Source organism: Mycolicibacter sp. MU0102 (assembly GCF_963378105.1).
GTDB lineage: Bacteria > Actinomycetota > Actinomycetes > Mycobacteriales > Mycobacteriaceae > Mycobacterium > Mycobacterium holstebronense.
The window spans coordinates 74971-93213 of record NZ_OY726398.1; the positions used below are offsets into that span (position 1 = coordinate 74971).

The window sequence follows — 18243 nt, forward strand, 5'->3', positions numbered from 1 at the left end:
TTAACCTAGCCCCATGGCAATCGACTCGCGGCCCGCGTTGAAATCGGACATCCCCTCGTTGGCGCAGGCGTTGGGGCGCGCGTTCTACGACGACCCAGTATCGATGTGGCTGCTGCCCGACGACGAGGCCCGCACCGAGCAGTTGACGACGTTCTTCGGCACCTCCACGCGGGTTCATCACCTGGCGGGCGGTGGCGTCGAGGTGGCCGACGACGGCGCAGTCGTCGGGGCGGCTGCACTGTGGGACCCGCCCAACCGCTGGAAGCAGTCGATCTGGTCGCAGCTGCGCATGGTGCCGTCGTTGTTCCGGTCCTTCGGCTTCCGGCTTACCCAAGGCCGCACGCTGACAGACCTGTTGGATGCCAACCACCCCGAAGAGCCGCACTGGTATCTGGCGGTGATCGGCAGCGACCCGTCGGTGCGGGGGCGCGGCTTCGGACAGGCCGTCATGCAACCGCGGCTCGATCGCTGCGATGCCGAACTCTGCCCGGCCTATCTGGAGTCCAGCAAGCACGAAAACGTGCCGTACTACGAGCGTTTCGGCTTCCGGGTGATCGGCGAGATCAACGTCCCCAACGGTGGGCCGACGCTGTGGAAGATGTGGCGGGAGCCGCAGACCCCCTAGGGGCGCGGGAGCGCAAGGCGCTAGGTGGCAAATAAGCGGAAGCGGCCATCACGGATAGCTTCCGCCACCCGGCGGGAACTGTGCTCCTCCCCTTCGCTCGAGGTGTCGAGTACATGGTTGTCGAACTCGCCGAGGTCGGAGAATTGGTCCCACATCGCGAGGATCGGCCCCTCGTCGATGAGGGCGCTCGGCGCGGTTCGGGCCTGGGCCCGTTTCAGTGTGATGGCGCGCTGCGGTCGCAGGACCACGTAGTCGAGCGGCAGGTTCTGGTGCTGCATTGCTCGGATTCGGAAGTGGTCGAGCATCCACGGCCCAATGATTCCGTCGATCACGGTGGCGAAGCCGCCGAGTGCATAGGTGTAGGCGGCACCCGCGATCACGTCCATGACAGTCTGGTTCTGCGCGTCAGAGGCGGGATCGTAAGGGGGTATCGCGCCCGACACGATGTAGTGCCAGAAGTCGTCCGTGTGCAGATGAACGCCCTTGTCATAACCGCAGGCAAGCTTCGAGGCGAGCGTTGACTTTCCCGACCCGGGTGGGCCGGTCAGGATGATCACGCGTCCGGTCACGGACGACAAGCTACCCGCGAAGTCGACCAGCGACGGACAAACGAGGATCAGTCGCTGACCGAGCCGCCGAGTCGTTCAGCGGCGGCGATGTAGTCCTCGACGAACTCGAACACGACGTCGCGCGCGGGTTTCACCTTGTTCATCAGCCCGACGCCCTGGCCGACGAAATAGGTGGACAGGGCCTGGGCCCCAGCGTGTCCGGTGGCGGCCAGCTTGTCGATGCGACGCAGTGTGGGTTCGGCGATCATCGACTGCAGCGGTAGCGGCAAGGTCGGGTGGCCGGTGTCGTTGGGCCGCCATGCGTCGGTCCAATCGGAGATCAGTTGGCGTGCGGGCTTGCCGGTGCGTCCGGTGGAGCGAATGGTGTCGCGGGAGGTGGCCGCGAGCATCTTCTGCACGGTGTGCGGAGCTGTTTCGGCCTCCTCGGTGGTGAGCCACACCGAACCTGTCCACGCGCCGGCGGCGCCCAAAGCCACGCAGGCCGCCATCTGCCGACCGGTGACGATCCCGCCGGCGGCAAGCACGGGCACGGCGTTGTCGATGGCTTCGATGACTTCGGGAACGACCACCAGCGTGGAGACCTCGCCGCAGTGTCCGCCCGCCTCGGTGCCCTGAGCGACGATCAGATCTACGCCTTGCGCCACCTGCTTGAGGGCGTGCTCCTTGGCGCCCACGAGCGCTGCGACCGGGATGTCGTGGTCCTTGCCGGACTTGATCATGTAATCCGGCGGAACGCCCAGCGCGTTGGCCATCATGCGGATGGGATGGGCGACGGCGACTTCGAGCAGTTGCTCGCCGTTGCTACCGGCGAGCATGGCGGATCCCAGCCGGGGCTTCTCGTCGGGCTCAATGTCATGCTGCGCCAGCAGGTCTGCGATGAAGGCCTTGTACTCATCGGGGATCCGGTCGGACAGTTGCCGGCCGGAGAGGTTCTCGCCCTTGCCTTCGAATTTGGCGGGCACGATGATGTCGATACCGTAGGGCTTTCCCTTGACCTGCTCGTCGATCCAGGTCAGTTCCTGATCCAACTGCTCAGGGGTGTAAGCGGCGCCGCCGAGCACGCCGAACCCGCCCGCATTGGTCACTGCGGCAACCACGTCACGGCAGTGGCTGAAGGCGAAAAGCGGGAAGTCGATGCCGTACTGCTCGCAGATGGGGGTCTTCACGGTTTCGCCGCTCCTTTGTTCAACAGGGATCGAGAACGGGTCCGGGTCCCGCGGTGTGAGGTAACTACCGCGACGTTAGCGCAGCGGCTTCCGGCCGAAACACCGATGCCGCCAGGTCCCTGACCTGGCGGCATAGCGGCGTGCGAAGGGCTATCAGCCCACCAGCGCGTCGAGCAGCCCCGACAGGTCGGAGTCGCCGAGATCGGGCGCCGAGAAGCTGTGGCCGGCCAACAGGGAATCGATGATGGTGGCCTCGGAGCCTCCCGGAGGCGGCGGCAGCGGCGCGTCGGTCGGAGCGATGACGCCCGATCCCGTCAGGTAGCCGACGCCGTGTGCCACCAGTTGGAGTGCGTCCACCGACAGACCACCGAAGAAGTCGTTGATCTCCTGGGCGAACTGGGCCAGTCCGCTGATCAGGAAGATGTCCTGATCGACGATCCCCTGCAGGAACTTGTCGATGTCGGCTACCCAGCCGTTGATTACGTAAGGGACCGTGGCGATTACGGTGCGGAGGCCCAGGGCGAGGTCGTTGCCGATGTTCGGGTAGCCGTACATCGCGATCGCGTCGGTGAGCGCCTGCTTGAGGTCGACCGGCGTGACGATGCCGTTCAAAACGGTCGGGTCGAACGCCATCGAGACACCGTCGAAGTCCGAGCGCATCGGGACGCCGAACAGCGACAAGATGGTGGGCGTGATGTCGGCGATCGAGTAGTTCAGGTTCTGGCTGCCGTCGGTGGCGTGGTCGCCGGCCTGATCGAAGATGACGAACTGCGTTGTCTCGTTGGGCGATTGGAAGCCGTGCCCGAAGCCCAGCGACTGCTGGTGGCCGTGGTCGGTGGTGATGATGATGGACCACTCATCGCCGGTGGCCGCCTCGGCCGCCGCGACTGCGGCCAAGATCGCTTGAATGTTGTTGCCGACGTTGATGACGGCCTGCATGTACTCGTCCGACCCCCCGCCGAACTCGTGTCCGGCCTCGTCGGCCTGCACCTGGTAGGAGAACATGAAGGTGTCGATGTTGGGGTTGGTCGTGGTCGCCAGAATCTGGGCGATGGTCTGCGCGGTGACCTCCGCGTCGGTGTCGGCCCAGCTGTTCTGGAACGGCACGAACAGGTTGTTGTCGGCTCCGTAGCCGCCGGCGGCGCCGATGTCGTTGATGTAGTCCCAGTCGGCGATCACCGACGTCTCGATGTTCGGGTTGTGGTATTCGAGCAGGTTGAACACCGTCGGCCACTTGTCGTACGGGTCGGACTCGAACACGTTGTTGATCACGCCGTGCTTGTCGTCCCACACCCCGGTGAGGATCGTCGACCACGACGGGCCGGAGATCGTGGTGTGGTTGACCTCGGTTGCGGCCCCGGTGATGCCCTGGTCCATCGCGGTCTTGAAACCGCTGTCGTAGGCGTATTCCAGGATCTTGGAGAGGTTGGTGCCGTCGGTCCCGATCAGCAGCACATGCTCGGCGGCCAGCAGCCAGTCGGCCGTCGTTGCGGACAGCCCCGCCGGCGACCCGACGGCGGCTCCTGTCCCGGCAACCAGGCCGGCGACGGCCACACCACTGAGGAACTTCTTGATTGTTGTCACGATCGGATTCCCTCGTCGAGTTGGGCCAGCCAATTGGGCGCAAGACTAGCAGTTACCCAGCGAAAACTCAGCTTTCTGCCCAGAATCGCTCATTTGAGCAGGGTGTTGCTGAGGAGGTCAGCGGGTTATTTCACCCGGCGCGACGCACGTAAGCGCGGCTGTATCAGCTCGGCAGGGCATCTACGTCGAGCAGCGGAAGTTCCGAGGCGCCCAGGTCGGGGGCGCTAAAGGCATGGTCAGCCAGCAAGGCCTCCAGCGATCCGGTGAACTCAGCGGCGCCCGGCAGCGGCAGCGGCGCGTCGTTCGGCGGGATGACGCCGGCCCCGGTGAAGTACGCGACCACCCTGCCGATATCGGTGAGTACGTCGGCCGTGGCGTCACCGACGGTCTTGAGCACCCACTGGGCGCCCTCGGCGAGCCCGCTGATCAGGAAGATGTCCTGGTCGACGATCGACTGCAGGTAGTTGAGGATGGGCGGCAGTGCGTAGTTCTCCAGGAAGTAGCCGGCCCCGCCCGCCAGCGCCCGGATGCTCAGCATGACGTCGATGCCGATGTTCGGGTAGCCGTAGCTGTGGATCGCGTCGGTGAGGGCCTGCTTGAGGTCGGCGGGGAACACCACACTGTTGAGCAGGTCGGGGTTGAGCTGCATCGGGGTGCCGTCGAAGTCTGAGCGCATCGGGATGCCGAAGGCCTGCAAGATGGTCGGGGTGATGTCGATGGTCTGGTAGGCCAAGCTCTGCCCGCCGGCCTGGGCTTCGTTCCCGGCCAGCGACAACATGACGAAGCTTGATGTCTCGTTGGGTGATTGGAAGCCGTGGCCGAGGCTGAATCCGAACAGGTCCGGGTTCTGCTGGTGCCCGTGATCGGTGACCGCGATGATCGTCCATTTGTCACCGGTGGCCGCCTCGGCGGCGGCGACGGCCTCCAGGATTTCCTTCCAGTTGGCCCCGACGTTGATGACGGCGTCGCGGTACTCCTCCGACCCGCCGCCATAGGAGTGCCCGGCATGGTCGACCTGCGACTGGTAGGAGAACATGAAGGTGTCGAGGTTCGGGTTGTTCGTGGTCGCGAGGATCCGCGCGACGGTCTCCTGCGTGACCAGCGCGTCCATCTCCGCTGAGGTGGAGCCACCGGAGATGCCGATGATGTTGTCGGCCGGGTAGTTGCCCGTCGAGGCGATCTCGGTGAACAGGCCCCGACCGGAGATCACGGTGGTGTCGACCTCAGGCTTGAAGTACTCGATCAGGTTGAACACCGACGGCCAGGTCGTGTACGGCTCGGGCCGGTAGACGTTGCTGACCACGCCATGCTTGTCGTCCCAGACACCGGTGAGGATGGTCGACCACGATGGTGTGGACATCGTCATATGACCCGCGATGGTGGTGGCCGCGGTGACGCCCCGGTCCATCAGCATCTTGAAGCCGCTGTCGTCGTTGTAGGCGTACTCCAGGATCTTGTCCAGGTTGGTGCCGTCGGTGCCGAGCAGCAGCACGTGCTCGGCGGCGAGCATCCACTCGGCGGTCACGGCTGACAGGCCCAGTTGCGTCCCTACTGCCGCGGCTCCCGTTCCAGCAACCAGGCTGGCGACGGCCGTAGCGCACAGAAACTGCTTCACCTTCGTCACGGTCGGGTCTCCTCGCTGAAGTAGTTGGTGTGGCTGCCGGCGGCTTCGGCGGATCAGCCCAGCAGGGCGTTGACGTCGAGCAGCGCAGACAGGTCGGAGAACTCGGCGCTGCCCGGTAGCGGCAGCGGCGCGTCGTCGGGTGCGATCACGCCCGAACCGAGCAGATGCGTGACTCCCATTGCCAGCGTGTTGGTCACGTCCACTGTCAGGCCGCCGAAGAAACCGTTGATCTGCTGGGCGACTTCGGCCAGCCCGCTGATCAGGAAGATGTCCTGGTCGGCGATCGACTGCAGGAAGGTGTCGATCTGGGTCATGAACTTGTCGATGAAGTACGGCACGGACCCGGCCAGAGTCCGGATGGCCAGCGTGATGTCGTTGCCGATGTTCGGATAGCCGTACATCGCGATGGCGTCGGTGAGCGCCTGCTTGAGATCGACGGGCGTGACGTGGCCGTTCAGGACGGTCGGGTCGAATGCCATTGAGGCACCGTCGAAGTCCGAGCGCAGCGGGATGCCGAACAGCGACAAGATGGTGGGCGTGATGTCGGCCAGCGAGTAGTTCAGGTTCTGGCTGCCGTCGGTCGCGTGATCGCCGGCCTGATCGAAGATGACGAACGAGGTTGTCTCGTTGGGTGACTGGAGGCCGTGGCCCATGCTGAGACCGGGCAGGGTCACCGTCTCCTGGTGGCCGTGGTCGGTGGTGACGATGATCGACCAGTCGTCGCCGGTTATTGCCTGCACCTGCGCGATCGCGGCCAGGATCTGTTGGATGTTGGCCCCGAGATTGATGATGGCCTGCATGTATTCTTCCGACCCGCTGGCGAACGAGTGCCCGGCGTGGTCGCCCTGCGACTGGTAGGAGAACAGGAAACTCGAGATGTCATCGGGGTTGTCCGCCGTGCCGAGGATCTGGGCGATGGTCAGCGCGGTGACCATCTCGTCGCTTTGGGCGGCGCTGTCCCCGGCCGGGACGAAGATGTTGTTGTCGACCGAGTATTTGCCGGCGTCGGCCAACTGGTTGAGGTAATCCCAGTTGCTGATAATCGTGGTATCGATCTCCGGCTTGTGGTACTCGATCAGGTTGAACACCGACGGCCACGCGTTGTAGGGCTCGGGTCGGAACAGGTTGTTGTAGACCCCGTGCTTGTCGTCCCACACGCCGGTGAGGATCGTCGACCACGACGGCCCGGAGAGTGTGGTGTGGTTGGTCAGACTCGCGGTGCCGGTGATGCCCTGGTCCATCGCCGTCTTGAAGCCGCTGTCGTCGTTGTAGGCGTATTCCAGCACCTTGGCGAGGTTGACGCCGTCGAGGCCGATCAGCAACACGTGCTCAGCGGTAAGCATCCAGTCGGCGGTCACCGTCGAAAGACCTACCTGGGTCCCTACGGCCGCGCCTGTTCCGGCAACCAGGCTTGCGACGGCCGCACCGCACAGAAACTGCTTCACCTTTGTCACGATCGATTTCCCTCGCCGGAGTTACGTGGACCACTGGGCGGCAAGCCTAGCAGCTGATCCCCAGGAAAAATTCAGCTTTATGGGGCAATTTGCTCATTTACCCAGAAAGTTACTGAGGAATCCGGGTTAACCGTCCAGGTGCGGCGCTGTAGTCGGGCTCCGGGTTAGAGAATTTTCTCGCCGCTGCGCAACGTCGTGCGAAACTGCATCACCCGGTATGGCCAGCCGTGCGCGGTGTTCCACTGCGACACCAACAGGCCCACTCCGCCGGTGCGGTCCACCCGGGAGCCGGGCAGCACATAGCCGCCGTAGAGCTGGGCGACTCGGCCTCGTGCGTGATCCTCGTCGTCCCAACTGCTCCCAAGCAGCGGGCGCTGCAGCGCAGTCCCGGTCAGGTCGGCGGTGGGGGATTCCAGGACTCGGTAACCCAGGGCGTAGCGCGACGATACGAACCCGCCGAGCACCCAGGTTTCGGGCGCCAGCCGTCGCAGCGACAGTTCGCCCCATGTCTCACCCGGCGGGGTGATCGGCACCGGGGCTTGGCCCCAGGCCCGGCGCTCGCCCCGGTAGCCCCAGCCCGAGTATTTGCTCGGATCCCCAAGGTGTGCCGGACGCACCCTTTGCAGGATGACGCCTTTGTCGCGCTGGAAACCGGTCGAGACCACATACACCCAACCGTCGCCGGGGTCATAGTCCCACGACCAGCACTGGGCGTACCCGCGATGCAGCCGCGCGGGGAACCGCGCCCCCATGTTGTGCCAGGTGATTCCGTTGTCGGCCGATTGCCAGATCTCGGTCCATGCCACCTTGCCGAACCCGCGGTTGACGATCGCGTGCAGGTAGAGCATCTGCTCCACCCGCAGCAGATCCGACGGGATCACGGTGCTGATGGCATAGCGGTCCAGCCGGGAGGCCGGTTGGCGGTGCCGGTAGTGCCACAGCTGGCGCGCATAGTGCGCGTCAGGGCCGCCGGCTCGCCGGTAGCGCACCCGATGGGCGGCGTCGCCGGTACCGATCAGGATCACCGGGGATCGCCAATCACCCTGGCCAACCCGCTCGCCGGCGAAGGTGTCGCCGAACACCGACACCAGGGTGCCGTCAGAGGCCAATACAGAGGCGCCCAGGTCCGCGCACGTCACGCCCCACCGATCGGTGATCCCGGGGCCGGTGATGTCGGCCAGCTTCCCGGGGGTATTCCGCGCGGCGGGGTCCACCGCTCAAGGCTTGCTGCGCCAGCCGCCTGCGGCGACCGCGATCATCCGGAGTTGTTTGACGGCAACGTTTTTGATCTCGGCGAGCGTCTCGGCGTCGGGGGCGTCCTCGATGGCCTCCGCGGTGACGATCATCGCGTTGACGAACAGACCCGCCAGGACGTTGAGATCCTCGGCGCTCCAAGCGTTGAACCCGGGGAAACGCGCCAGATCCGTGGCCAGCTCCGAAGTGATCAGCCGGATCTCGGTACGGATCGCATAGCGCAGCACGGTCATGCCGCTGAAACGTTCCCGGTTGATGAATCGCCAATATTCGTGGCGGGAGGCCACGCTGTTGACCAGGACCTCCACCGAGGACTCGATGACCCGGCTGGGGTCCACCCCGCCGGTCCGGGCATCGCGCAGCGTCTCGCGCAGCGCCCGAAACGATTCGTCGATGAGCACCAGGCCCAGGGCATCCATCGACTCGAAATGCCGGTAGAACGCGGCGGGAACGATGTGGGCGGCGCGCGTCACCTCGCGCAGGCTCAGGGCGCTGAAGCTGCGTTCGTCCAGCAGGGTGAGCGCCGCGTTGATGATCGCGCGACGGGTGGCTTCCTTGCGTTCCTCACGCGAAACGCGCTCCGGCCGTTCTGGGCGGGGCGTGCGTTCGGGACGGGGAGGCCGTTCGGGCCGCGGTGGCCGCGTGCGCCCGGACCGTGAATTCGGCGTACGACTGTTCACTGTTGTGAAGCGTAACACAGCGGGCAAATAGCCCTTGACTCGTCGTGAACAAGTGTTCACTGTGTACATATGTTCACTCAAACTTTGACGCGGCGGGTACTGGGCTCGAGCCTGGTCGATCTGCTCACCGGTCCCCACGGGGTCGACCGTTACACCGAGTTGGTGTCGCCGACGTGGACCCAGAACGACGCCCGTGCCCGGGTCGTCGCGGTCCGGCGCTCCACCCCGCGCAGCGTGACCCTGCTGCTGGAACCCAACGACGCATTTCCCGGCTTCAAGGCGGGACAACACATCAACCTGTCCGTCGACATCGACGGGCGCCGGCGCACCCGGTGCTACTCGCCGGCAAGCGCAGAAGGCCAACGGCTCCTCGAGCTCACCATCGGCCGCCACGAAGGGGGACTGGTCTCCGAGCACCTCTTCCGCAACGCCCAGCCCGGCCTGGTGCTCGGACTGGAGAAGGTCGGCGGCGACTTCGTGCTCCCGGCCATTCGTCCCCGGAGCATCCTGCTGGTCTCCGGCGGAAGCGGTATCACCCCGGTGATGTCGATGCTGCGCACATTGATCGCCGAACGCTACGACGGCCGGGTGACATTCATCCACTACGCCCGCAGCCGCGAAGAGGCCTGCTACCACGACGAACTTGCCGAGATGTCGCGGTTGCGCGTGCTGCACGGCTACACCCGCACCCCCGCATACGGCGACCTGCAGGGCTATTTCGGCGCCGAGCATCTTCAGGCCGCTATGCCGAACCCCGAAGCGGTGTACGTGTGCGGGCCGCCGGCGCTGGTGGCGGCCGTGCGCGAGCAGTGCCCCGACGCAATCTCAGAGAGCTTCGTGCCCCCGGTCTTCACTGCTCCGGCCGACCCTTCCGGTGGCCAGGTGAGCTTCCTCGGCAGCACCGTCTCGGTGGTCGACGACGGCAGGACTCTGTTGGAGCAGGCCGAAGCGGCCGGCCTACAACCGGCCAGCGGATGCCGGATGGGCATCTGCCACAGCTGCACATGCCGAAAAACCGGTGGCGCGGTGCGAAACCTGATCACCGGCGCGATCTCCACCGCCGAGAGCGAAGACATCCAGATCTGCGTGTCGGTGCCCGTCGGCGACGTCGAAATCGATTTGTAGAAAACGAAAGGAGCCAATCATGACTCAGTCAGTTCTCGAGCAGCCGCAGACCGAGCAGCCGCGGGCGCTCGAACAGTCGCAGGTTCTCAAGCGCTCAGATCTGCCGGCGAACCTCGATGCATTTGGTGCCGAGCTCGATGCCCTCCGCCAGCGCGTCCTGGACGACCTCGGCGAGCGCGACGCCGACTACATCCATCGGATGATCAAGGCGCAGCGCACCTTGGAGGTCGGCGGGCGCGCCCTGCTGTTCTTCAGCATCATCCCGCCGGCCTGGCTGGCCGGCACGGTGATGCTGGGCTTGTCGAAGATCCTCGACAACATGGAGATCGGCCACAACGTCATGCACGGCCAGTACGACTGGATGGGCGAACCGGCGTTGTACGGCAGGGACTTCGAGTGGGACAACGCCTGCCCAGCCGACCAGTGGCGGCACTCGCACAACTACATGCACCACACCCACACCAACATCGTCGGCATGGACCGCGATGTGGGCTACGGCATCCTGCGCATGAGCGACAAACAACCCTGGGAGCCCTACTTCCTCGGTAACCCGCTCTACGCCTTCCTACTGATGGTGCTGTTCCAGTACGGCGTGGCGGTGCACGAGCTGGAGACCGAACGCATCCGGGCCGGCGAGATCGGATTCGCCGACAAGAAGGAGATGCTGCTTGAGACCTGGCAGAAGGTTCGTCGCCAGACCCTCAAAGACTATGTCGCCTTCCCCCTGCTGGCCGGGCCGTTCGCACCACTGGTGTTCGCCGGCAACATGACCGCCAACCTGATGCGCAACGTGTGGTCTTACACGATCATCTTCTGCGGGCATTTCCCTGACGGCACACAGGAGTTCACCGTTGAAGAGACCGAGAACGAGTCCCGCGGGATGTGGTACTACCGCCAGATCCTCGGCTCGGCGAACCTCACCGGCGGCAAGTGGTTCCACATCTTCAGCGGCAACCTGTCGTTCCAGGTGGAGCACCACCTCTTCCCCGACCTGCCGGCGCACCGCTACGCCGAAATCGCGCCGCAGGTGCGGGAAATCTGCGAGCGCTATGGCGTGCCGTACAACACCGGCCCGCTGCTCAAGCAGTTCGGCAGCGTGGTCCGCAAGATCTGCAAACTGGCGCTGCCCTGGAACTGAGTCAGGCCCGGGGGCCCAGCAGCGCAATCGACGCGTCGATGGCCGGCTCGGTGATGACGCCGATGTCTTTGCCGTCTTCGACGGCCAGCGCAGTCAGCTCTCGCAGGCCGCCCAGCAGAATCACCGCCAGTGCCGGACTCAACGCCGGCAGATTCGCCCGGCGAAACCCGGGACTGCCGCTGAGTTCGATCAGCAGGTTCGACATCAGCTCCAGACCGCGACGCTGGGCCGGCCGGGCCACCTCGCCCAGTGACGGCATGTCGCGGATCCAACTCAGCGTGATAGCCGGGCGCGCCCGGATCTGGGCGACATACGCCTGCACGGCTTGGCGGATCTGCACCTGCCAATCGGACTGGGGATCCACTTCGGCCCGGATTCGCAGCGCCAACTCCTCGTTGTCCACCCGCAGCAGTTCCAGGAGGCACTCTTCCTTGCTGGCGAAGTGGTCATAGAAGGTGCGTTTGGAGGTGCGGGCCGCGCGCACAATCTCGGCGACGGTGCTGGCCCGGTAGCCGCGCTCGGCGATCGAATCGGCCAGCCCGTCGAGCAATCGGTGCCGGTAGGGGTCGGCAGCGTTGGCCGCCGGGGTATCGACTGCAGGCACCGTCATCGCCGCACCTCCCTGCGCGTGAGCCTTGCCACTTGTTGGTACTTAAGAGTACCGTGTCTCGCAAGCATTGGTACGCATCGGTACCAAATCTCACGTCGGGAGGCGTCGCATGACCCACACGATGGCCAGCGCGGCCGCGGACACCGTCGAGACCCCGGATTCACCGGCGATCAACCTGCCGCCCGGCGCGCGGGGGTTCAAGTTGATCGCGGGAGTGCTGTTCATCCTGTCCCGGCGCCGGGTGCTGCAACGCCTGACCGGTAAATACGGCGCGGCCTTCACCGTCGCGGTCCCGATGTTCGGGCCGACCGTCATCGTCACCGACCCCGACCTGGTCCGGCAGGTAATGCTGACCAACCCAGAAGATCTGGGCAACATCCAGCCCAACCTGTCGCGGGTACTCGGCTCGGGTTCGGTGTTCGCGCTCGACGGCGCGGCGCATCGGCGCCGGCGCAACTTGCTGAGCCCGCCGTTCCACGGCAAGAGCGTGCGCGCCTACGAGCAGATCATCGTCGAGGAGACCCTGCGCGAGATCGCCGGCTGGCCCACCGGAAAGCCCTTCGAGACCTTCGGTCCGATGAACCGGATCACCCTGAACGTCATCCTGCGGACCATCTTTGGAGCCGAAGGCGCTGAACTGGATCAGCTGCGGGCGCTCCTGCCCAAGTGGGTTACGTTGGGCTCTCGGCTCGCGGCCTTGCCGATTCCGATTCGCCGGTACGGTCGGTTCACCCCGTGGGGCCGCCTGGAGGCATGGCGTGCCCACTACGACGTCATCCTGGACAAGCTGATCGCCGATGTGCGAGCCGACCCTGATTTCGAGAACCGATCCGACGTGCTGACCCTGCTGCTGAGCAGCAACCACGAAGACGGTACGACCATGACTCGCCAGGAGATCGGCGACGAGCTGCTGACCCTGTTAGCTGCCGGGCATGAGACCACGGCATCGACCATGGCCTGGGTCTTCGAGCGGCTGAGCCGCTACCCACAACTGCTCGACGAACTGACCGCCGAGGCGGACGCTGGTGGGAACACGTTGCGACGCGCCACGATTCGCGAAGTGCAGCGGGTGCGCACCGTGATCGACTTCTCCGGACGGCATGTTTATGCGCCCAGCATCCAGATCGGCGAGTGGGTGATTCCGCGCGGATTCTCGGTGATCGTCGCCATCAACCAGGTGCACCAGAACCGCGCCGCGTTCGATGATTCACAGGGATTCGACCCCAAGCGCTACATCAACGGCAGCCCGTCGGCGTTCGAGTGGATGCCGTATGGCGGCGGCACCCGACGCTGCCCCGGCTCGACCTTTGCGAACCTGGAGATGGATGTGGTGTTGCGGACGGTGTTGGAGCGCTTGACCATCGAGCCCACCACAGCGCCCGCAGAGAAGTACCACTCCCGCGGCGTGGCCTTCACGCCCAAGAAGGGCGGTCGGATCACGGTGCGCCGCCGGGACTGATCCCGGCTAGCGCTGCGGTTGCAGCTGCCAGTTCGGCCGGATGTAGTGGCAGGTGTAGCCGCTCGGGAACCGCTCCAGGTAATCCTGATGCTCGGGTTCGGCCTGCCAGAAATCCCCGGCGGGGGTCACCTCGGTCACCACCTTGCCCGGCCAGCGGCCGGAGGCCTCCACGTCGGCGATGGTGTCCAGCGCGACCTGGCGCTGCTCGTCGTCGAGGTAGAAGATCGCCGAGCGGTAACTGGTTCCGATGTCGTTGCCCTGCCGGTTACGCGTGGTCGGGTCGTGGATGGCGAAGAAGAACTCCAGCAGGCTGCGGTAGTCGGTCGCCGTGGGGTCGTAGGTGATCTCGATGGCCTCGGCATGGGTGCCGTGATTGCGGTAGGTGGCATTCGGGACATTGGGGTCGCCGGTGTAGCCGACTCGGGTGCTCACCACGCCGGGCTGCTTGCGGATCAGGTCCTGCATGCCCCAGAAGCAGCCGCCGGCCAGGATCGCTCTCTGGAAATTGGTCATGCCCTGATTATCCGCAGCTATCGGTGACCCGCCAGCGGATAGGAACGATAGCTGGTCAGCACGGCGCTGGGCTCGCGGTGCGGTGGCGCCTGCGCGGTCAACTCGGGGAACCGGTCGAACAGGGCGAGCAGGCCCAACCGGATCTGCATGCGGGCCAACGGCGCGCCCAGGCAGACATGCGGGCCGAACCCGAATCCCAGGTGGCCGGTCTGCGACCGGGCCAGGTCGAGGCGGTCGGGGTCGGGGAACATCGCCGGGTCCCGGTTGGCGGCCGCCAGCCCGAGCAGGATCGGGGCGCCGGTGTCGATCACGCTCTCACCGATCTCGATCGGGGCGCTGGCCACCCGGGAGATCATCAGGGCCGGGCTGATCATCCGGACCAGTTCGTCAACGGCCTGCGGGGAGTCGGCCAGCAGGCCGCGTTGCCCCTTCTCCTGGATCAGCAGTTCGGCCGCCCCGGTCAGCACGGCGGTGGTGGTGTCGTGCCCGGCTGACAGCAAGAAGATGGCGTTGTGCAGCAGCTCGTCGTCGGACACCGGCAGCCCGCTGGTGGCCACCACCGACAGCAGGTCATGGCCGGGATCAGCGCGGCGCAGCACCAGCAGGTCGGCGAGCAGAGCCTTCATTCCGGCGGCGGCGTCGTCCGCGGCAGCGAACGCGGTCCGAGATGCCGCCGGTTCCAAAGCCCCGATCAGCGCCATCGACCAGGTCGCCAGGTTGTCCAGTTCGCTGTCGGGCACCCCCAGCAGCGTGGCGATTGCCCCCAGCGGCAATGGCTTGGCGAACTCGGCCACCAGGTCGAAGCCCCCTGGGTCCAGCCCCGCCGCCAAAGACCGGGCCCGGGTGGCGACTTCGGCTTCGAAGGAGGCCAGCGCCCGCGGCGTGAACGCCCGCGACAGCGGCGCCCGCAGCCGGCGGTGATCGTCACCGGAGCGGTAGAACAGGTTGTGTTCCACGTGGGTCAGATACGGACGAGAAGGATCGAGCTTGTTGCGGTACAGGTTTCGCCGGTCGGTGCTGACCCGCTCGTCGCGCAGCATCGCCAGTACGTCGGCGTAGCGGGTCAGCACCCACAGCCCCTGGCTGTTGCGGTGCACCGGCTCGGCTTCGGCGAACCGCCGCTGATACGTCAACGGATCGACGTGCAGCTCCGGGTCGCGGAAGTCGAAGTCGAGCGTGCCCATCAGGTGCGTTCAGCGATCCAGGACGCCACCAGATCCGCGCAGATCGTGCGGCTGTCCGTCGGCTGCTCCAGGTAGTGGTCGCCGGGGATGAAATGCAGTTGCTTGTCGGTGCTGGCCAACGAGTCGTGGATGTGGTGGGCATCGCTCGGGAAGACACCGGTATCCGCGGTGCCCTGGATCACCAACGAGGGCAACGTGATCCGGCCCAGGTGCGGAGCGCCCTGGCAGAACGACGTCTGCAGGCTCCACATAGACAACCAGGTCCGCAGCGTGCAGTGCGCGGCGATGTTGTACGGTGCGCGGTTGGCGCGCCGCGGGTCACCCAGGTAGCACGAGTTCAGCGGACGGTCCGACGGGTCGAGTGAGGCGTCGAGGTAACGCGGGTCGGCCCACACCCGGTGCACCGAGAAGGAGCGGTCATAGGTGCCGCCGGCCTTGAGCCGCTTCAGCTCGGCCTGCGCCCACGTGGTGATCCGGTCATTGCGGTCGCGCTGGGCCTGGCGGTAGCGGGCGATGAATTCCGGCGTGTAGGGCGGCGTGTTCTGCTCGGCGTACATGTCCAGAGATGGGTCGCAGGACAGCGGGTCGGTCTCGTCGGTCACCGACGGGTCGATCCACGCGGTCAGTACTTCCGGGCGCCCGGCGTGGGCCTGGGTGGACACGTAGAGGTCGCCGGGCGGCAGCGCGTTGACCGCGTCGGGCACCGGGCCTCCGCCGACAGTGGTGATGTGCGGGTCCACGGACTGCGACTGGTAGGCGGCCATCAACGATCCACCGCCGGAGTTGCCGAGCAAGACGATCGTCTCGACGCCGGCCTGTTCGCGTAGCCACTGCACCCCGGCGGCGATATCGAGCAGGGCATGCTCGAGCAGGAACAACGACTCGCCGCTGCGATACCGGGTGTTCCAACCCAAGAAGCCGTAGCCGCGTTCGGCGATGAGCGGCGCCAGGTAGTGCTCGGCGAAATCCACGTTGTAGTGGCTGGCGATCACCGCCACCTTCGGCTTGACGCCGGCCGGTGTCCAGTACAACCCTTGGGCCGGGTGGTAACCGGCGGGGTTCACGCCCGCCGATGCCGAAGTGAGCGAAACGAATTCGCGGGTTACTGCCACTGCATTGCTCCTTTGATCATGAACCCTGGTCGCGCCAGCTCACCGAGCGATACCAGGTATCGGTGAGCGTCTTGATCGCTGCTTCTTCGTCGAGTTCGCGGCCCGCGACGTCGCCGCCGGCCACCAGCCAGACGTAGGTGAAGTGGTTGAGCATGGCGACGATGGCCGACCCGACCAGCTCCGGGTCCGCGTCGGTCGAATAACCCTGGCGTTGAGCCATCCGCACCGTCTGCGCCACCCAGTCGATGGCGTCGGCGCACATCTCCCGCCAGCGCTGGGCGAACGCGTCGTCGATCATCGCCAGCTGGAACACCCCGACCATCACCCCGAGATGCTCGCGGTAGGTGTCCCAGTGCGCACGCACGGACTCCTGGATGATCTCCCGCAGATCCTGCCCGGGGTGCAGGGCCTGCACCGCACGGCTGCGGGCCATAGCCCGGAAGTCCTCGGCCAGCGACGCCAGCAGCTCTTCCTTGGACCCGAAGTAGTGGTAGAACGACGCCGGCGAGCGTTTGGCGGCAGAGGTGATGTCGGTGATCGTCGTCTTGAAAAACCCCTTGCGGGCGATCACTTCGCGGGCCGCCCGTTCCAGGCGAGCCTGGGTGTCGCGGCCCCGGACGGTGGGGCGGGCGGCAGTCCCGTCCGCGATCCCGCCGTCTGGAGGCGTCACGCCGGTTCCATCCGATCCAGGTCGGCCACCAGCTCGGCCAGTCGGCGTTCGCCATCGAGCGTCTGGCCGCCTGCGTCGAGGAACCGTTGCATCTTCGGCAGCGCCGCACCGCGGGCCAGCATCTGGGCGAACGCGGAGCGCTCCACTGCCAGGCCCGAGGCGATGTCCGGGGCGGCCAGGGTGGCCTTGACGTCGGCGATGTCGGCCAGCGGCACCGTGGCGATGCGCTGCACCAGCCGGTCGAGAAACGGCGCGACCTCCTCGGGGGCCAGCGCCCGGTTGACCAGTCCGTAGCGTTCGGCGAGTCCTGCATCGAGGTCGTCGTGCCCGAGGATGACCTCCAGCGCCCGGCCTCGCCCCAGCAGGTGACGTAGGTGCTGTGGACCCGAACCTGCCGGGATGACCCCGAGTCCGGTCTCGACCTGGTTGAACACAGCCCGGCCGGTGACGGCAAACCGCAGGTCGAGGTTGACCAGTAGCTCCATCCCGCCGCCGGCAACCCGCCCGGCAACCACCCCGATGGTGACCTGGTCCAGGGCCCGGAACGCTCCGACCAGGTCCTGAAAGGAGCCGACGGCAGCCTCGGTGTTCTCGACCGAGGCGGCCAGCAGCGCCAGGTCCACGTGGGCGATGAAGAAGTCGGGGTTGGCGCTTTCCAGAACCACCACCCGTACGTCGCGCCCGGCGGGTGACCGCAGCCAATTCACCAGTCGCCACAGGTCGCCCATCATGGTGGCGTCCATCAGGTTGATCGCGCCGTGGTCGATGAGGACCCGGGCGATCGGACCGTCCTGGGTGACGGTGAGCGACGTCAGCGAATCGAGCGCCATGCGCGGCCGGTTCAGCCGAGCTGGGTGGTGGTCGTCTTCGACGTGACCACCTTGGGGTCAGCGGCTCGCTCGGTGCTGTTCAGCAACTTGTGTGCCTGCTCCGGGTCGGGTTCGAACCCGGGGGTGTCGCGGCACAGCTCGATCATGATGCCGTTGGGGTCCAGGTAGTACAGCGAGTGGCACCAGCCGTGGTCGACGTCCATCAGCGCCTTGATGCCGGCGGCGTCCATCCGCGCCCGGACCTCGTTCTGCTTCTCCTCGGTGGCCCGGAACGCGAAGTGGTTCACCCACACCGGCAGCCCGTTCGGACGTGACAACGAGCTGGACCAGTCGGGCTTCTCGCCGACGCCGTGCAGGTCGAAGAACGCGATGCACGAGCCGTCGCCGAGGTCGTAGAAGACATGGCGGAAGAAGCCTTCTTGCAGGTGCTCGACTTCGGTGTGCACCAGCGGCAATCCCAGCAGGTCTTCGTAGAAGTGGTTCGTCGCCTCAAGGTCGGCACAGGCGTAGGCGGCGTGGTGCAGACCGACGGTGGGCTTAGGGGACGTCACTGGCTGCCGAACCTCCTCGTGGCCCGCGGTGGGCCGACGGCGTCACCGTAACACTGTCTCGAATATAAACCCAGATTCGATTCCGGGCGCGGACC

The 18243-nt window shown here is 66.0% G+C and carries 18 protein-coding genes; 4 read left to right on the forward strand and 14 right to left on the reverse strand.

The features are described from left to right. The first annotated feature begins 13 nt into the window (after positions 1–13). The gene (locus RCP37_RS00360; RefSeq protein WP_308485103.1) at positions 14–625 is read left to right on the forward strand and encodes a GNAT family N-acetyltransferase; all 612 of its coding nucleotides are present in this window, start codon (positions 14–16) and stop codon (positions 623–625) included. A gap of 20 nt (positions 626–645) precedes the next feature. On the opposite strand, the gene RCP37_RS00365 is transcribed toward RCP37_RS00360, so the two are convergent. The 7 genes from RCP37_RS00365 to RCP37_RS00395 form a co-directional block, all read right to left on the reverse strand. Continuing rightward, entirely contained in the window at positions 646–1194 is a 549-nt protein-coding gene (locus RCP37_RS00365) for an AAA family ATPase (RefSeq protein ID WP_308485104.1), read from the reverse strand. A gap of 47 nt (positions 1195–1241) precedes the next feature. Beyond that, positions 1242–2360 carry a nitronate monooxygenase gene (locus RCP37_RS00370; protein ID WP_308485105.1) on the reverse strand — a complete coding sequence of 373 codons (1119 nt, stop codon included), beginning with the start codon at positions 2358–2360 and terminating at the stop codon, positions 1242–1244. A 153-nt stretch (positions 2361–2513) separates the two neighbouring features. Then, positions 2514–3944: an alkaline phosphatase family protein gene (locus tag RCP37_RS00375; protein ID WP_308485106.1), complete on the reverse strand. Its 1431-nt coding sequence runs from the start codon at positions 3942–3944 to the stop codon at positions 2514–2516. A 163-nt stretch (positions 3945–4107) separates the two neighbouring features. After that, positions 4108–5568, reverse strand: a complete 1461-nt coding sequence (locus RCP37_RS00380; protein WP_308485107.1) for an alkaline phosphatase family protein — start codon at positions 5566–5568, stop codon at positions 4108–4110. 53 nt (positions 5569–5621) lie between these two features. Continuing rightward, on the reverse strand, positions 5622–7013 hold the full coding sequence (locus RCP37_RS00385) for an alkaline phosphatase family protein (RefSeq protein WP_308485108.1): 1392 nt from the start codon (positions 7011–7013) through the stop codon (positions 5622–5624). A gap of 173 nt (positions 7014–7186) precedes the next feature. Then, entirely contained in the window at positions 7187–8236 is a 1050-nt protein-coding gene (locus RCP37_RS00390) for a glycoside hydrolase family 183 protein (protein ID WP_308485109.1), read from the reverse strand. A 3-nt stretch (positions 8237–8239) separates the two neighbouring features. Next, on the reverse strand, positions 8240–8956 hold the full coding sequence (locus tag RCP37_RS00395; RefSeq protein WP_308485110.1) for a TetR family transcriptional regulator: 717 nt from the start codon (positions 8954–8956) through the stop codon (positions 8240–8242). 69 nt (positions 8957–9025) lie between these two features. Here RCP37_RS00395 and RCP37_RS00400 point away from each other — a divergent pair, with 69 nt between their 5' ends. Both RCP37_RS00400 and RCP37_RS00405 read left to right on the forward strand, forming a co-directional pair. Further along, positions 9026–10081 (forward strand): flavin reductase family protein, encoded by a 1056-nt coding sequence (locus tag RCP37_RS00400; RefSeq protein ID WP_308485111.1) that lies wholly within the window; start codon positions 9026–9028, stop codon positions 10079–10081. 19 nt (positions 10082–10100) lie between these two features. Next, entirely contained in the window at positions 10101–11219 is a 1119-nt protein-coding gene (locus RCP37_RS00405; RefSeq protein WP_308485112.1) for a fatty acid desaturase family protein, read from the forward strand. A gap of 1 nt (position 11220) precedes the next feature. Here the strand turns inward: RCP37_RS00405 and RCP37_RS00410 are convergent, their stop codons facing one another. After that, positions 11221–11829: a TetR/AcrR family transcriptional regulator gene (locus tag RCP37_RS00410; RefSeq protein ID WP_308485113.1), complete on the reverse strand. Its 609-nt coding sequence runs from the start codon at positions 11827–11829 to the stop codon at positions 11221–11223. Positions 11830–11938: 109 nt separating this feature from the next. Between RCP37_RS00410 and RCP37_RS00415 the strand changes: the two genes are divergently transcribed. Beyond that, positions 11939–13288, forward strand: coding sequence for a cytochrome P450 (locus tag RCP37_RS00415; RefSeq protein WP_308485114.1), 1350 nt, complete (start codon positions 11939–11941; stop codon positions 13286–13288). Positions 13289–13294: 6 nt separating this feature from the next. Here RCP37_RS00415 and msrA read toward each other — a convergent pair whose 3' ends face one another. From msrA to RCP37_RS00445, 6 genes are read right to left on the reverse strand one after another with little or no spacing between them, the layout of a single operon-like run. Continuing rightward, entirely contained in the window at positions 13295–13801 is a 507-nt protein-coding gene (gene msrA / locus RCP37_RS00420; RefSeq protein ID WP_308485115.1) for a peptide-methionine (S)-S-oxide reductase MsrA, read from the reverse strand. A gap of 17 nt (positions 13802–13818) precedes the next feature. Then, on the reverse strand, positions 13819–14985 hold the full coding sequence (locus RCP37_RS00425; RefSeq protein ID WP_308485116.1) for a cytochrome P450: 1167 nt from the start codon (positions 14983–14985) through the stop codon (positions 13819–13821). Then, entirely contained in the window at positions 14985–16097 is a 1113-nt protein-coding gene (locus RCP37_RS00430) for an alpha/beta hydrolase (protein WP_308485117.1), read from the reverse strand. The genes RCP37_RS00425 and RCP37_RS00430 overlap by 1 nt, the downstream gene beginning before the upstream one ends. Positions 16098–16113: 16 nt before the next feature. Next, complete coding sequence (locus RCP37_RS00435) at positions 16114–16767, reverse strand: TetR/AcrR family transcriptional regulator (RefSeq protein ID WP_308485118.1); 654 nt, start codon at positions 16765–16767, stop codon at positions 16114–16116. Continuing rightward, complete coding sequence (locus tag RCP37_RS00440) at positions 16764–17597, reverse strand: enoyl-CoA hydratase/isomerase family protein (RefSeq protein ID WP_308485119.1); 834 nt, start codon at positions 17595–17597, stop codon at positions 16764–16766. Before RCP37_RS00440 ends, RCP37_RS00435 begins: the two co-directional genes overlap by 4 nt. Before the next feature lie 11 nt (positions 17598–17608). Next, positions 17609–18148 carry a VOC family protein gene (locus RCP37_RS00445; RefSeq protein ID WP_024440291.1) on the reverse strand — a complete coding sequence of 180 codons (540 nt, stop codon included), beginning with the start codon at positions 18146–18148 and terminating at the stop codon, positions 17609–17611. Between the last annotated feature and the right edge of the window lie 95 nt (positions 18149–18243).

Bases quoted from the DNA above. Each gene is read 5' to 3' on its own strand.
- RCP37_RS00360 (WP_308485103.1), top strand. From the start codon at position 14: ATGGCAATCGACTCGCGGCCCGCGTTGAAATCGGACATCCCCTCGTTG.
- RCP37_RS00400 (WP_308485111.1), top strand. From the start codon at position 9,026: ATGTTCACTCAAACTTTGACGCGGCGGGTACTGGGCTCGAGCCTGGTC.
- RCP37_RS00405 (WP_308485112.1), top strand. From the start codon at position 10,101: ATGACTCAGTCAGTTCTCGAGCAGCCGCAGACCGAGCAGCCGCGGGCG.
- RCP37_RS00410 (WP_308485113.1), bottom strand. From the start codon at position 11,829: ATGACGGTGCCTGCAGTCGATACCCCGGCGGCCAACGCTGCCGACCCC.
- RCP37_RS00415 (WP_308485114.1), top strand. From the start codon at position 11,939: ATGACCCACACGATGGCCAGCGCGGCCGCGGACACCGTCGAGACCCCG.
- msrA (WP_308485115.1), bottom strand. From the start codon at position 13,801: ATGACCAATTTCCAGAGAGCGATCCTGGCCGGCGGCTGCTTCTGGGGC.
- RCP37_RS00425 (WP_308485116.1), bottom strand. From the start codon at position 14,985: ATGGGCACGCTCGACTTCGACTTCCGCGACCCGGAGCTGCACGTCGAT.
- RCP37_RS00440 (WP_308485119.1), bottom strand. From the start codon at position 17,597: ATGGCGCTCGATTCGCTGACGTCGCTCACCGTCACCCAGGACGGTCCG.